The organism is Pseudomonas sp. FH4, from assembly GCF_000510915.2.
Taxonomy (GTDB): domain Bacteria; phylum Pseudomonadota; class Gammaproteobacteria; order Pseudomonadales; family Pseudomonadaceae; genus Aquipseudomonas; species Aquipseudomonas brenneri.
Genome location: NZ_AOHN01000020.1, coordinates 310429 through 324766 on the forward strand (window position 1 = coordinate 310429; position 14338 = coordinate 324766).

Sequence of the window (14338 nt, forward strand, 5' to 3'; positions counted from 1 at the left end):
ACGAGCCGACCTCAGGCATGGAGACACATGAGAATCGTTATTGATAGATACAATATAACATTTCTATTTGCCAAACAATCGCACAATCATTCAATACCGGCTATCGCGCCGCTACTAAGCTCAGGCCTTTCCTGGATCACCTGAGATGACTGCCATGCCCTCCTACACCGCCATCAACCTTGCGCACAAATACAGCCTGTTCAGCGAGCAATGGACACCCAAGGTCGTCGCGCAGATGAACGACTACCAATTCAAGGTGGTGAAGATCGAGGGGGATTTTGTCTGGCACAGCCACGCGGATACCGATGAGACCTTCATTGTCCTCGACGGCGCGCTGCGTATTGATTTTCGCGATGGTGCGGTACAGATCGGCGCCGGTGAGATGTTTGTGGTGCCCAAGGGCGTCGAGCACAAACCGTATGCCGAGGGTGAGGTGAAATTACTGCTGGTCGAGCCCTGCGGTGTGTTGAATACCGGTGATCAGGGCGGCGAGCGGACCATGCTCAATGATGTGTGGATCTAGATCACCACATTGCGGATAAAGCGCACCGCCACGGGCCCCTCATTGCGATAGGCATGGGGCTGGTGGCTGGGGAACATAAAGAACTCGCCGGCGGCGATGGTGGTTTCGACATCGCCCACCACCAGGGTCAGGCTGCCCTCGAACACAAACAATTGCGTGCTCCAGCCTTCCAGGTCGGGGTCCGGGCAATAGCGGTCGCCCGGTTCCAGGCGCCACTCCCACAGTTCAACCTCACGCCGGGCGGTAGCCTTGGCCAGTAGCACGGCTTTGCTGCCATCGATTTCCCCGGTCCAGGCCAGTTCGTTGATGCGGCTGTGGTCACGGGCATCGGGCGCCTGGATCAGGTCGCTGAAGGCCACGTCCAGCGCTTCGGCCACACGGTCGAGGGTGGACAGGCTGACGTTCTTTTCACCCGCCTCGATGGCCACCAGCATGCGCCGGCTGACCCCGGATTTTTCCGCCAGGGCCGTCTGGCTCAATTCGGCCGCGTGGCGCAGGCGACGAACGTTCTGGCTGACGTGCTGCAGGACCGAAGCCCGTTGCGGATTTTCTTTGTGCACTATATTGCTCACTCGATGGGTTTGCGCAGTATACTGCCCAGCTGCGGCGCATTGTGCGTTCCGCGCCCCTCCTGTGCAAGACCAGAGCCGCCATGACCACCTCGACCTCCTCCGCACTGTTTTCCCGTTTCAGCAAAGCCGAATGCGTGCTGGTGCTGATCACCATGATCTGGGGCGCAACCTTTATCCTGGTGCAACATGCCATGACCGTCAGCGGGCCGATGTTCTTTGTCGGCCTGCGTTTCGCGGCAGCGGCGCTGGTGGTGGGCCTGTTTTCCCTGCGCAACCTGCGCGGCCTGACCCTGTTTGAACTCAAGGCCGGGGCCTTTATCGGCACCGCGATCATGTTTGGCTATGGCCTGCAAACCATTGGCTTGCAAACGATCCTCAGCAGCCAGTCGGCGTTCATCACCGCACTCTATGTGCCCTTCGTACCGCTGTTGCAATGGCTGGTGCTGGGGCGGCGCCCGGGCTTGATGCCGAGCATTGGCATCATGCTGGCCTTCGCCGGCCTGATGCTGCTGACCGGCCCCGCCGGTGCATCACTGAATTTCAGCCCCGGTGAAATCGCGACCCTGATCGGTGCCATTGCGATTGCCGCCGAAATCATCCTGATCAGCGCCTACGCCGGCCAAGTGGATGTACGCCGGGTGACGGTGGTGCAACTGGCCACCGCGTCGCTGCTGTCGTTCCTGCTGGTGGTGCCTATGGGCGAATCGTTACCGGGCTTTTCCTGGTTACTGCTGTTCATCGCCATGGGCCTGGGCTTGACCAGCGCGGTGATTCAACTGGCGATGAACTGGGCGCAGAAAAGCGTCTCGCCGACCCGCGCCACCTTGATCTATGCCGGCGAGCCAGTCTGGGCCGGGGTGATCGGGCGGATCGCCGGTGAGCGCTTCCCGCCGATTGCCATGCTGGGGGCGGTGTTGATTGTGGCGGCGGTGATTGTCAGTGAGATGAAGACCCGGCAACAGAAGTCCACTGGTAGGAGCGAGCTTGCTCGCGAAGAGCGTTAACGATGACGCGGGTAACCTGATACCCCGCAGCGCTCTCAGGTTTTTCGCGAGCACGCTCGCTCCTACACAGGGACAGTTAAGGGTTTTCGGTGCATCTTGTAGGATCCTGCCACAGCTTGCCGTTTGGTAATCCGGTTTCCGGCACGTATGATGCATCCCAAACCACTGCAGATTAGAAGCCTATGTCCCTGATAGTTCTACTGCTTCTGCCTTTCATCGGCAGCTGTCTGGCGGCCTTGCTGCCGCACAACGCACGTAATACTGAATCCCTGCTGGCCGGCCTTGTGGCCCTGGTCGGTACTGTACAAGTCGCCCTGCTCTACCCCCAGATCGCCGACGGTGGCGTGATCCGCGAAGAATTCTCCTGGCTGCCCAGCCTGGGCCTGGATTTCGTGTTGCGCATGGATGGCTTCGCCTGGTTGTTCTCGCTGCTGGTATTGGGCATCGGCAGCCTGGTGTCTTTGTACGCCCGCTATTACATGTCGCCGGATGACCCGGTGCCGCGTTTCTTTGCGTTTTTCCTGGCGTTCATGGGCGCGATGCTCGGGTTGGTGATCTCCGGCAACCTGATCCAGATCGTGTTTTTCTGGGAACTGACCAGCCTGTTCTCGTTCCTGCTGATCGGCTATTGGCACCACCGTTCCGATGCGCGCCGTGGTGCCTATATGGCGCTGATGGTGACCGGTGCGGGTGGTTTGTGCCTGCTGGCGGGGGTCATGCTGCTCGGCCATGTCGTCGGCAGTTACGATCTGGACCAGGTGCTTGCCGCCGGCGACCAGATCCGTGCCCACTCCCTCTACCCCATCCTGCTGACGTTGATCCTGATCGGCGCCCTGAGCAAAAGCGCGCAATTCCCCTTCCACTTCTGGCTCCCCCACGCCATGGCCGCACCGACGCCCGTGTCGGCCTACCTGCACTCGGCCACGATGGTGAAGGCCGGCGTGTTCCTGCTGGCCCGCCTGTGGCCCTCGCTGTCGGGCAGCGAAGAATGGTTCTGGATGGTCGGTGGCGCCGGTGCCCTGACCCTGTTGCTCGGCGCGTATTGCGCGATGTTCCAGAACGACCTCAAGGGCCTGCTGGCCTACTCCACCATCAGCCACCTGGGCCTGATCACTCTGCTGCTGGGCCTCAACAGCCCGCTGGCTGCCGTCGCGGCGGTGTTCCATATCCTCAACCACGCCACGTTCAAGGCTTCGCTGTTCATGGCAGCAGGCATCATCGACCACGAAAGCGGCACCCGCGATATCCGCAAGCTCAGCGGCCTGGTGCGCCTGATCCCGTTTACCGCGACCCTGGCCATGGTCGCCAGCGCCTCCATGGCCGGGGTGCCGTTGCTCAACGGTTTCCTGTCCAAGGAAATGTTCTTCGCCGAAACGGTATTTATCTCCTCGACCCAGTGGGTGGAAATTGCCCTGCCGGTGATCGCGACCATCGCCGGTACCTTCAGCGTGGCCTATGCCCTGCGCTTCACCGTGGATGTGTTCTTCGGCCCGGCGGCCACTGACCTGCCGCACACCCCGCACGAACCGCCACGCTGGATGCGCGCGCCGGTGGAGCTGCTGGTGTTCACCTGCCTGCTGGTGGGGATCTTCCCGGCCCAGGTGGTGGGCTCGATCCTTGCCGCCGCCGCCCTGCCGGTGGTTGGCGGTGTATTGCCCCAGTACAGCCTGGCGATCTGGCACGGCTGGAACGCGCCGATGATCATGAGCCTGGTGGCCATGACCGGTGGCGTGGTCCTGTACCTGCTGCTGCGCAAGCAACTCAAGCGCGGGCGCTTCAAGTACCCGCCGATCATCAGCTACTTCAATGGCAAGCGCATGTTCGAGCGCTGCCTGGTGGTGATGATGCGCGGTGTGCGCCGGCTTGAAAAATACATCAGCACCAAGCGCCTGCAGACCCAGTTGTTCCTGCTGGTGCTGGCGGCGGTGGTCGTCGGGATGATCCCGATGCTGGGCAACAGCCTGAGCTGGGGCGACCGGCCGAAGATTCCCGGTTCCATCGTCTTCGTCACCCTGTGGCTGCTGGCGATTGCCTGTGCCCTGGGCGCTGCCTGGCAAGCCAAGTATCACCGGCTGGCAGCCCTGACCATGGTCAGCGTCTGCGGCCTGATGACCTGCGTGACCTTTGTCTGGTTCTCTGCGCCGGACCTGGCATTGACACAACTGGTGGTCGAAGTGGTGACCACCGTGCTGATCCTGCTGGGCCTGCGCTGGCTGCCACGGCGGATAGAAGAAGTCTCGCCACTGCCTAGCTCGTTGCGCAAGGCACGCATCCGCCGCCTGCGCGACTTGCTGCTGTCGACCGTGGTCGGTGGCGGCATGGCGCTGTTGTCCTATGCCATGCTGACCCGCCAGACCCCCAACAACATTTCCTCGTTCTACCTCAGCCGCGCACTGCCTGAAGGCGGCGGCAGCAATGTGGTGAATGTGATGCTGGTGGACTTCCGGGGCTTCGATACCCTGGGCGAAATCACCGTGCTGGGTGCCGTGGCCTTGACGGTCTATGCGCTGCTGCGCCGTTTCCGCCCGCCCAAGGAAAGCGAACAACTGCCCGCGCAACAGCGGCTGTTGGCACCGGACGTGGACACCGACCTGGTCAACCCACGCCAGGCCAGCGACACCGCCCTGGGCTTTATGATGGTGCCAGCGGTGCTGGTGCGCCTGCTGCTGCCGATTGCCCTGGTGGTGTCGTTCTACCTGTTCATGCGCGGCCACAACCAGCCGGGCGGCGGGTTTGTCGCAGGCCTGGTGATGTCGGTGGCGTTTATCCTGCAATACATGGTCGCCGGTACCCAGTGGGTCGAGGCGCAGATGAACCTGCGGCCGCTGCGCTGGATGGGCTTCGGCCTGTTGTCGGCGACATTGACCGGCTTGGGCGCACTGTTCTTCGGCTACCCGTTCCTCACCACCAGTACCCTGCACCTGAGCTTGCCGGTGCTGGGAGACATCCATATCGCCAGCGCGCTGTTCTTCGACGTGGGCGTATACGCGATGGTGGTCGGTTCGACCCTGCTGATGCTCACCGCCCTGGGTCACCAATCGGTGCGGGCCCATAAACCCGGCAACCAGGCGAAAGCCGCCGCCAACCCACAAGGAGCTGCCGCCTGATGGAAGAAGTCATCGCAATTGCCATTGGGGTCCTGGCGGCCTCCGGCGTCTGGCTGGTGCTGCGGCCACGGACCTTCCAGGTGGTAATGGGCCTGTGCCTGTTGTCGTATGGGGTCAACCTGTTCATCTTCAGCATGGGCAGCCTGTTTATCGGCAAGGAGCCAATCATCAAGGACGGCGTGCCCCAGGACCTGCTCAATTACACCGATCCCCTGCCCCAGGCCCTGGTGCTGACGGCGATTGTGATCAGCTTCGCCATGACTGCGCTGTTCCTGGTGGTGCTGCTGGCGTCCCGGGGCCTGACCGGCACTGACCATGTGGACGGCCGGGAGCCCAAGGAATGAGCTGGATGAACCAACTGATCATCGCGCCGATCCTGCTGCCGTTGCTGACCGCCGCGCTGATGCTGATGCTGGGCGAGAAACACCGCCCGCTCAAGGCCAAGATCAACCTGCTGTCGAGCATGACCGGCCTGGGCATCGCGATGCTGATGCTGTACTGGACGCAAAAAGGTGGCCCAGCCTCCATCGGCGTGTACCTGCCGGGCAACTGGCAGGCGCCGTTCGGCATCGTGCTGGTGGTGGACCAACTGTCTGCGTTGATGCTGGTGCTCACCGGGATCATTGGCGTCAGCGCCCTGCTGTTCGCCATGGCCCGCTGGGACCGCGCCGGTACAAGCTTCCACGCGCTGTTCCAGATCCAGTTGATGGGCCTCTACGGCGCCTTTCTCACCGCTGACCTGTTCAACCTGTTCGTATTCTTCGAGGTGCTGCTGGCGGCCTCCTACGGCCTGATGCTCCATGGCTCGGGCCGGGCGCGGGTGTCGGCGGGGCTGCATTACATCTCGATCAACTTGCTGGCCTCGTCACTGTTCCTGATTGGCGCGGCGCTGATCTATGGCGTCACCGGCACCCTGAACTTTGCTGACCTGGCGCTGAAGATCCCGTTGGTCCCGGAAGCCGACCGCGGCCTGCTGCATGCCGGCGCGGCGATTCTCGCCACGGCGTTCCTGGCCAAGGCCGGGATGTGGCCGTTGAACTTCTGGCTGACGCCGGCCTACTCCGCGGCCAGCGCGCCGGTGGCGGCGATGTTTGCGATCATGACCAAGGTCGGCGTGTACACCGTGTTGCGCCTGTGGACCCTGCTGTTTTCCGGGCAAGCCGGCGCTTCGGCGCTGTTTGGCGGCGACTGGCTGGTGTACGGCGGCATGGCAACCATTCTCTGCGCCGCCCTGGCCATGCTCGCCGCCCAACGCCTGGAGCGCATGGCCAGCCTGAGCATCCTGGTCTCGGCCGGCATCCTGCTGTCGGCGGTAGGCTTTGCCCAGCCCAGCCTGACCGCTGGCGCGCTGTTTTACCTGGTCAGTTCGACCCTGGCCTTGAGCGCGCTGTTTTTGCTGGCCGAACTGATCGAACGCTCGCGCTCGTCCAATGAACTGCTGCTGGACGATGAAATCGAAACGTTGCCGCGCCCCATGGAAACCCCGCATCCACCCAAGGGTACCAACCTCGACGATGAACAAAAGGCCGTGGTCGGCCAAGTCATCCCGTGGACCATGGCCTTTCTCGGCCTGAGCTTTATTGCCTGTGCCCTGCTGATCATCGGCATGCCGCCGCTGTCGGGGTTTATCGGCAAGCTCAGCCTGCTCAGCGCCCTGATCAACCCGCTGGGCCTGGGCCATGCCGTAAGTGAGCCGATCCGTCCGGCAGCCTGGGGCTTGGTCGCGCTGTTGATCTTCTCGGGCCTGGCCTCGCTGATCGCCTTTGCCCGATTGGGCATCCAGCGCTTCTGGACCCCGGAAGAACGGCCTTCACCGCTGCTGCGCCGCTTGGAGTGCGTGCCGATCTTCGTCCTGCTTGGCCTGGCGATTGGCCTGACCTTCAAGGCAGAAATGCTGATGCACTTTACCCAGGACACCGCCAACCGCCTCAATAACCCCGAGCACTATGTAATGGCCGTCATGGCCACCCGCCCAGTGCCCAGCCCGCAAGCCCAGGCCGCCGCCGTGGAGGTGCAGCCATGAAACGTCTGTTTCCCGCCCCGTGGTTGTCGTTGGCATTGTGGGTACTGTGGCTGGTGCTGAACCTGTCGATCAGCCCCGGCAACCTGCTGCTGGGGGCGATCCTGGGTTTTCTCGCGCCGCTGATGATGGCGCCGCTGCGCCCACTGCCGGTCCGTATCCGCCGCCCTGGCGTAATCATTCGTCTGTTCTTCCTGGTCGGCCGCGATGTCATCCTCTCCAACCTGCACGTGGCCTGGGGCATATTGACCTGCGGCACACGGCCGCCGCGCTCGCGTTTTGTCAAAATCCCCCTGGACCTGCGTGACGCCAACGGCCTGGCGGTACTGTCGATGATCACCAGCGTGACCCCAGGCACCGTCTGGTCGGAACTGGCCCTGGACCGCAGCATCCTGTTGCTGCACGTGTTCGACCTGGATGACGACGCGCAGTTTATCGAGCACTTCAAGCAGGCCTATGAACGGCCCCTGATGGAGATCTTCGAATGAGTGCCCTGCTCTCCAATGCGATCTTGGCCAGCCTGTTCCTGTTTTCCCTGGCCATGGTCCTGACCCTGGTGCGCCTGTTCAAGGGACCGTCGGCCCAGGACCGGGTCCTGGCCCTGGACTACCTGTATATCCTGGCGATGCTGATGATGCTGGCGTTGGGTATTCGTTACGCCAGTGATACCTACTTCGAAGCAGCGCTGCTGATTGCGCTGTTCGGCTTTGTCGGCTCATTTGCCCTGGCCAAGTTCCTGCTGCGTGGAGAGGTGATCGAATGATCAATGTCAGTGAACTGCCGCTGTGGGTGGAAGTGCTCGTGGCAATCTTGCTGCTGCTCAGCAGCCTGTTTGCGCTGCTTGGTGCGATTGGGCTGCTGCGGATGAAGGACTTTTTCCAGCGCATGCACCCACCGGCGCTGGCCTCGACCCTTGGCGCCTGGTGCGTGGCGCTGGCGTCGATTATCTATTTCTCGACCCTCAAGTCCGGGCCGGTGCTGCACGGCTGGCTGATTCCGATCCTGCTGTCGATCACCGTACCGGTGACCACCCTGTTGCTGGCGCGCACATCGCTGTTTCGCAAGCGCATGGCGGGGGAAGATGTGCCGGCCGAGGTCAGCAGCCGTCGCACCGAGAGTGGTAGCTGATCGGTAAAAAAATGTGGGAGCGGGCTTGCTTGCTCCCACAGTCAGGCCCAGGCGACGACCAGCAACCCGGTGCCCAACACCAGGCACAGCGGCGAATAGAAAAACGTATCCAGCCGGGCAAACCGCGAGCCGCCAACCTTCTTGAAAAACCCCACCAGCTCCGAGTCCCCAATTGCTCGCGCAAACATGATCAAGGCAATCGCGCTGATCCCCCACTGCAAGGCCTGATGGCCCACCGGCTGGAAAAACAGCCCCGCCCGCAGGCACACCAGCAATGCAATCAGCACCAGCCCCACGGCCACCAGGAAGGTGCCCAGCGCCGACGGTTTGAACGCCGGTCGCGGCCCACTGGCGAACTCGCCGGGGAGTTGCGGGATCGCCGCCGTGCTGCCGAACTTGCCGCCTGCGGCCCAGTACACATGGACCATGCTGATAAACGCAAATACCCCGACAACCCACCTCGCAATAACAAAGCTCATGGCTGGATACCCCTTAAAAAGTTCGAAAGAGGATAGTCCTTTTCAGATTTTTTGCAGGCATTTAGTCGTCTGGTGATAAAGTGCCGCCCCATGAAACTCGCCCGTGCCGACCGCTCGTTGATTGCCTGGATGCTCTATGGCTGCGTCCTGTTCAACGTGTTCGCCTGCAGTATTGGCCATGGGCAAATGGTCGGCATGCAGCTCAACGGCATTGGCGGCCAGTTCTGTACCGTAGACCCGCGCACCCAGGCGCCAGCCCCCGTAAACACGGGCGATGAGTCGCTGCCTACGTTGTCCAAGGCCTTCGGTTGCCCGCTGTGTTCCACCGGCGGCATGGGCCCGGCGCTCAACTCCAGCCTTAACGTTGCGGTCCTGCCCCAGCCTCACGCGCCACCGCCAGCCGTGGTGGTCACGGCTGACATTCCCACCCGTTTTACCTGGCCTGCGGCTAATCCGCGCGCCCCACCCGCCTACGCCTGATACCTGCGCTTTCTGACCCGCATACCACGCTGCTTCCCCTGGGAAGCGCGGACGGCTGTGCGTTGCTTCCAAGCCATGCTTTTCAGGATTTATCGATGAAACATTTACCTCTACTGGCGGGCCTGTGCGGCTGCCTGCCTTTTGGCGCCTGGGCCCTTGAGCTAGCCCCCACCACCATTGACGGCGCCGCCAGCAACGAGCCTGGCCTGGCCCTGGACCAATCCAGCGGCATGGCCTCGCGCCTGGGGCTGAGCGTGCGGGAAACCCCGGCCTCCATCAGCATCGCCGACCGCAATGATATCGAGCGCCGTGGCGCCAAGACCTTCCAGGATGCGGCCAATACCCTGCCCGGGGTCAACGCCAGTGCGCCGCCGGGGTTTGGTGGTTTTATCTCCTATCGGGGCTTTACCAGCAGCCAGATCACCCAGATGTTCAACGGCATCAACGTCGCCGGTGGCCTCGCACGGCCGGTGGATGCGTGGATTTATGACCGAGTGGAGCTGGTGGGCGGCCCCTCCTCGCTGATCAACGGCGCCGGCTCCGTGGGCGGCTCGCTGAACTACGTGACCAAGCTCGCCACCCGCGAAGAACAGGCCGTCGAAGGCCAGATCAACTATGGCAGCTACGACACCACCGGCATCGCCCTGGGCCTGAACCACGCCCTGACCGAGCCCGGGGCCGAGGTCCAGCACTACGCGCGCCTGGATGTCAGCCGCAACACCAACCACACCCATATCGACCGCCAGCAACGTGACGCCTGGAGCGTGGCCTTTTCCCTGCTCAGTGACCTCACACCCAACCTGTCCCACACCCTGGCCCTGGAGTATCAGGACGAACACGAAGACAGCCCGTACTGGGGCACCCCGGTGCTCAACCCCAAGGCCGGCGAGTTGAAGATCGACAAGCACAACCGCTTCAACAACTACAACGTCGCCGATGGCCGCTACGAACAGCGGACAATCTGGGCCCGCTCGATCATCGACTACCGGATCAACGACAGCACCACCTTGCGCAACACCCTCTATCACCTGGACAGCCAGCGCGACTACCGCAACCTGGAGACCTACCAGTACAGCGCCGACAACAGCGTGGTGAACCGTTCGACGGCCTATCAGGTGCGCCATCAGGGTGAGCAGAACGGCAACCAGTTCGAGCTGCGCCATGACAACAGCCTGTTCGGCCTGGCCACCACCTGGTCCGGCGGTTTCGAATACAAGGTCAACAGCACCACCGCCAGCCCGCTGAACGTGTCCGGCAAGAACGCGGTGGACCCGAACCACTACGATCCGGGGCATTTCTACGACCTCCCTGGCACCAAACCAGGCTTTATCAAGGACAAGACCACCGAAGTGACGACCAAGGCGCTGTTCGTCGAGAACCGCCTGGGCCTGACCGACAAACTGTCACTGCTGACCGGCCTGCGCTATGACGCCATCGACCTGGACGTGACCAGCCACCGTGACAATCAACCTAACGTCAAACGTCGTTGGGAGCCGGTCACCGGACGCGTTGGCCTGACCTACCAGTTCATCCCTTCGGCCAATGTCTATGTGCAATACAGCACCGCAGCCGAACAGCCCACCAGCACCACCCAGGTGTTTGATGTGTCCACCGGCAAGCAATGGGAAGTGGGCAGCAAGTTCGATTATCTGGACGGTCGCGGTTCAGCCACCGTTGCCGCGTACCACATCGAGCGCAAGGACTTTGCCGTGACCGATCCACAAGACCCTACCCGCAGCCTTGCAGTGGGCGCACAGACGTCCAGAGGCATCGAGTTGGCCAGTTCGTTGCGTATTACTCCCAAGCTGTTGGCGGAAGGCAACTTCGCCTGGGTCGATGCGCAATACGATGACTTCAACGAGAAAGTCGCCAGCGGCGCGGTGGTCTCGCGCAAGGGCAATACGCCGACCAACGTGCCGAAACGGGTGGCTAACCTGTGGCTGACCTATGACATCGCACCTGCCTGGCAAGGCGGCGTGGATGCGCGCTACGTGGCGCAGGTGTATGCCGACAACGCCAATACCCTGACTGTGCCGGCGTACACCCTGTTTGGCACGTTTTTGACCTACAAGGTCGATCAACACACCTCGGTGACAGGCCGGGTGCGCAACCTGACCAATGAGGTGTATGCGCAGTTTGCCCATGTGTCGCCGGCGTATTACCTGGGATCGCCGCGCACCTTCGAGTTGGCGGTGCAGACCAAGTTCTAAGGCTGGAATGCAGTTAAACCTGTGGGAGCGGGCTTGCTCGCTCCCACAGTTTGGTCTTCATATGAGAGGTTATTTGAGGCTGGCTTCGACCTTTGCGGCCACATCCTCCGTCAGCCATGCCTTCCACACCTGCGGATGCTCCTTGAGAAACGCCTGCGCCACTTCACGGGGCGGGGTGTGTTTTTCGCTCATTGTCGCCAGGGCCTGGTTGAGCGGTTCAATCGGGAAGTCGACCTTCTCAAAGAATTGCGCGATCTGCGGGTACTGCTGCTGGAACGGCGTGGACACGCCAATACTCAGCTTGGACGCCAACGACCGTGTCGGCTTGGGGTCGGGGTTGTCGGCATCGGTCAGGGTCTTCCAGGCCTCGGCATCGAACGGCGGCTCTTGCAGCTGGATCAACTTGTAGCGCCCCATCAGCGGCGTCGGCGACCAGTAGTAGAACAGGATCGGTTTGCCACGGCGGATCGACGAGGCAATTTCGGCATCCAGGGCCGCGCCTGAACCGCTGCGAAAGTTCACGTAGCTCGCGTCCAGCCCATACGCCTTGAGCTTCTGCTTGTTGACCACTTCCGACGTCCAACCAATAGGGCTGTTGAGGAACCGCCCCTTGCCAGGTGCCTCCGGGTCCTTGAACACGTCCTTGTAGCGCGCCAGGTCCTGTACGCTGCGCAGCTCAGGAGCCAGCGGCTTGATGCCCCTGGCCGGGTCGCCCTTGACCACATATTCCGGCACCCACCAGCCTTCGGTTGCACCCTTGACGGTATCGCCCAGGCCGACCACCTTGCCCTCAGTTTCAGCCTTGACCCACACCGGGCTGCGTCCCGCCCATTCCTCGCCGATCACCTGGATATCATTTTTGGCCAGGGCGGTTTCCAGGGTGATGGTGGTACCGGGCAAGGTGTCGGTGGGCAAGTCGTAGCCCTTCTCGACGATAAACCGCAGGACTTCGGTGATCAGGCTGCCACTTTCCCAATTCAGGTCGGCAAAGTGGATAGGCGCCTGGGCAGCCGCTACCGGTACGGCCATCGACAGGCCCAGAGTGGTAAGGGACGCTGCCAACAGCGCTCGAATTGCTTTCATGCCTTTGAACCTCGCGTTTACACAGCCATGACGGATGGCTTTGCTGTCACGCCGCGAAAGCCCCTGAATAATTAAGTCCACGCAACTGTAGTAGAGGTTCAAACGGTTGCCGGTATTCAGGGCTGCTGATGCAAACGCTGCAGCTCCCGGCGCACCATGCTGGCGTACTCGGCGGGCCGCAGGGCATAGAGTTGACTGGCCACCCAGTTCAGCCAGGCGCCTTGCAAGTCATCTTTGCGAGCCAGCAGTTCGGCAGCCTTGGCCTGGGCATCTGCCAGGTGCTGCTGGTGAAAACGGGCCCGGCCTTCGCTCATTATTCGCTGGCCTTGAAGGTCACCAGCTCACCCTTGCGCCACTTGGCGGCCTTGCCGGTCACGGCCTTGAGGGTTTTGCTCAGGCCTTCCTGCAACTGTTCGTGGGTGGCGAACACCAGCATCACGCTGTGGCCTTCCTTGAACACAATGCCCTCGCCCTGCGCCGTGGAAACAAACGCGTAGTCGCCCAGGCCATAGACCGTCAACTTGATATCGCGAAACTTCAGTTCGAACTTGCCACCTTCACGACTGGGCAGTACTGCCGCGCGAAAATGATCACCGACCTTGAGTTCCAACCGCGGCTTGTCATCGACCACCAGCGCTGTTTCAGTATCGATTTCAGCAATATAAATGCCTTCCGGGGTTTGTTCCGTGATGTAAACAAACCGCGATTGAAACTGTTTAACCAACTTTGCGCGCAAATCACCCAGCACGAACAATGCGTGCATATCCAGATTACTGACTGCCAAGGAAACGCCCCCACATCTAAAAAAGCGCTACCCGCCCAGGCAGGCAGCACAAAAAAGGCCGATACGGCACGACACACTGAAAAACTGAAGTTGATCCCCGCCAGACTCGTACAGCCGGGCCGGACAGGCCTTATACAAGGTCGTCAGGCATTGCAGGAAATCACAGGTTTATCGGCCAGAGAATACTGGACGCCCCACTTCAGAGAATACCCCATTTGAAAGGGTGGTTTCCGACAGCCATAAACAACGGAAAAACGTTGGATGGAACCGAACGTGGGCTGCCGACAACAATATTAGAACAGCAACACGGCTTAAAACCACCCGAAAAGCTGCACGTAGGTCAACAGATCGACAGGAGCTGGCCATGCAACGAGTTCAACGTCAACCGACACAGGCTTGCGGCACCTTGTCCCGCAAGGGTAGCGCGCTATTCTACAGTGTACATGCCAACAACGTGTGCCCGGATTTCGCGCTGTATCGGGTCGTCCCGGCTGGCAGGAATTTTTTCCATATTCTTGAAGTGCCCAGCGGTCGGGTCAAAGGCTTTCGCAGCGATCACAACAAGGCTTGCGCCTTGGCCAAAGAGTTGGAAGCCCTGCTCTGCACCACAACACGTTAAGCGTCGACTGCAACAAAGCGTGTAACCAGCACTCAATGCAAGCGATCTGATCGCTCCAGGTCCAGTAATGCCTGCCAGGCGGCGCGGCACTCCTGGGCCTCGTCACGGCTGGCAAAGGCAGTGCCGCGCTGTTCGCCATTGAGCAACACCACCCAGCAGGCCCTCAGGCCCAGCGCACGCAGGGTCTGTGGCACACCACTGCCAATCATCACCGCCACATCGACTTTGCTTTGCATGGAAGTTCTCCGCAGAATTAGTTAGCAAGCTAACAATGTGCGATATCTTAAGCTGTTCCCTACGCTGGAAAAAGCTATCGGCGTAGAAGCTTC

General features: G+C 61.4%; 17 protein-coding genes and 1 pseudogene. 12 read left to right on the plus strand and 6 right to left on the minus strand.

Features of this window, described 5'->3' with window-relative positions; translation table 11 throughout:
* Window positions 1–154: 154 nt before the first annotated feature.
* A complete protein-coding gene (locus tag H097_RS16500; RefSeq protein WP_090293103.1) occupies window positions 155–523 on the plus strand; it encodes a cupin domain-containing protein in 369 nt (122 codons plus the stop codon).
* On the opposite strand, the gene H097_RS16505 is transcribed toward H097_RS16500, so the two are convergent.
* Window positions 520–1083, minus strand: a complete 564-nt coding sequence (locus H097_RS16505) for an XRE family transcriptional regulator (protein WP_032861061.1) — start codon at window positions 1081–1083, stop codon at window positions 520–522. The genes H097_RS16500 and H097_RS16505 overlap by 4 nt on opposite strands.
* A gap of 92 nt (window positions 1084–1175) precedes the next feature.
* On the opposite strand from H097_RS16505, the gene H097_RS16510 reads away from it, so the two are divergent.
* From H097_RS16510 to H097_RS16540, 8 genes and pseudogenes are all read left to right on the plus strand, one after another.
* Window positions 1176–2099 (plus strand): DMT family transporter, encoded by a 924-nt coding sequence (locus H097_RS16510; RefSeq protein ID WP_032861062.1) that lies wholly within the window; start codon window positions 1176–1178, stop codon window positions 2097–2099.
* Window positions 2080–2166, plus strand: a pseudogene (locus H097_RS29115) (outer membrane lipoprotein carrier protein LolA); the annotation flags it as partial. The gene H097_RS16510 and the pseudogene H097_RS29115, both read left to right, overlap by 20 nt.
* A 115-nt stretch (window positions 2167–2281) precedes the next feature.
* The gene (locus H097_RS16515) at window positions 2282–5206 is read left to right on the plus strand and encodes a monovalent cation/H+ antiporter subunit A (RefSeq protein WP_032861063.1); all 2925 of its coding nucleotides are present in this window, start codon (window positions 2282–2284) and stop codon (window positions 5204–5206) included.
* Complete coding sequence (locus H097_RS16520) at window positions 5206–5550, plus strand: Na+/H+ antiporter subunit C (protein WP_005789164.1); 345 nt, start codon at window positions 5206–5208, stop codon at window positions 5548–5550. Before H097_RS16515 ends, H097_RS16520 begins: the two co-directional genes overlap by 1 nt.
* The gene (locus tag H097_RS16525) at window positions 5547–7229 is read left to right on the plus strand and encodes a monovalent cation/H+ antiporter subunit D (protein WP_032861064.1); all 1683 of its coding nucleotides are present in this window, start codon (window positions 5547–5549) and stop codon (window positions 7227–7229) included. The genes H097_RS16520 and H097_RS16525 overlap by 4 nt, the downstream gene beginning before the upstream one ends.
* Window positions 7226–7714, plus strand: a complete 489-nt coding sequence (locus H097_RS16530; protein WP_032861065.1) for a Na+/H+ antiporter subunit E — start codon at window positions 7226–7228, stop codon at window positions 7712–7714. Before H097_RS16525 ends, H097_RS16530 begins: the two co-directional genes overlap by 4 nt.
* The gene (locus H097_RS16535) at window positions 7711–7989 is read left to right on the plus strand and encodes a K+/H+ antiporter subunit F (protein ID WP_032861066.1); all 279 of its coding nucleotides are present in this window, start codon (window positions 7711–7713) and stop codon (window positions 7987–7989) included. The genes H097_RS16530 and H097_RS16535 overlap by 4 nt, the downstream gene beginning before the upstream one ends.
* Complete coding sequence (locus tag H097_RS16540) at window positions 7986–8354, plus strand: Na+/H+ antiporter subunit G (protein ID WP_032861067.1); 369 nt, start codon at window positions 7986–7988, stop codon at window positions 8352–8354. The genes H097_RS16535 and H097_RS16540 overlap by 4 nt, the downstream gene beginning before the upstream one ends.
* 41 nt (window positions 8355–8395) lie before the next feature.
* Here H097_RS16540 and H097_RS16545 read toward each other — a convergent pair whose 3' ends face one another.
* Window positions 8396–8833, minus strand: coding sequence for a DUF3995 domain-containing protein (locus H097_RS16545; RefSeq protein ID WP_032861068.1), 438 nt, complete (start codon window positions 8831–8833; stop codon window positions 8396–8398).
* A gap of 90 nt (window positions 8834–8923) precedes the next feature.
* Between H097_RS16545 and H097_RS16550 the strand changes: the two genes are divergently transcribed.
* Window positions 8924–9313: a DUF2946 family protein gene (locus H097_RS16550; protein ID WP_032861069.1), complete on the plus strand. Its 390-nt coding sequence runs from the start codon at window positions 8924–8926 to the stop codon at window positions 9311–9313.
* A gap of 95 nt (window positions 9314–9408) precedes the next feature.
* Complete coding sequence (locus H097_RS16555) at window positions 9409–11523, plus strand: TonB-dependent receptor (protein WP_032861070.1); 2115 nt, start codon at window positions 9409–9411, stop codon at window positions 11521–11523.
* Between the two features lie 69 nt (window positions 11524–11592).
* On the opposite strand, the gene H097_RS16560 is transcribed toward H097_RS16555, so the two are convergent.
* From H097_RS16560 to H097_RS16570, 3 genes are all read right to left on the minus strand, one after another.
* The gene (locus tag H097_RS16560) at window positions 11593–12606 is read right to left on the minus strand and encodes an ABC transporter substrate-binding protein (RefSeq protein WP_032861071.1); all 1014 of its coding nucleotides are present in this window, start codon (window positions 12604–12606) and stop codon (window positions 11593–11595) included.
* A 116-nt stretch (window positions 12607–12722) separates the two neighbouring features.
* Window positions 12723–12920, minus strand: a complete 198-nt coding sequence (locus H097_RS16565) for a hypothetical protein (RefSeq protein WP_032861072.1) — start codon at window positions 12918–12920, stop codon at window positions 12723–12725.
* Complete coding sequence (locus H097_RS16570; RefSeq protein WP_032861073.1) at window positions 12920–13369, minus strand: hypothetical protein; 450 nt, start codon at window positions 13367–13369, stop codon at window positions 12920–12922. Before H097_RS16570 ends, H097_RS16565 begins: the two co-directional genes overlap by 1 nt.
* Before the next feature lie 385 nt (window positions 13370–13754).
* Between H097_RS16570 and H097_RS16575 the strand changes: the two genes are divergently transcribed.
* The gene (locus H097_RS16575) at window positions 13755–14009 is read left to right on the plus strand and encodes a hypothetical protein (RefSeq protein ID WP_032861074.1); all 255 of its coding nucleotides are present in this window, start codon (window positions 13755–13757) and stop codon (window positions 14007–14009) included.
* Between the two features lie 32 nt (window positions 14010–14041).
* Here H097_RS16575 and H097_RS16580 read toward each other — a convergent pair whose 3' ends face one another.
* A complete protein-coding gene (locus H097_RS16580; RefSeq protein ID WP_032861075.1) occupies window positions 14042–14245 on the minus strand; it encodes a hypothetical protein in 204 nt (67 codons plus the stop codon).
* Window positions 14246–14338: the final 93 nt, after the last annotated feature.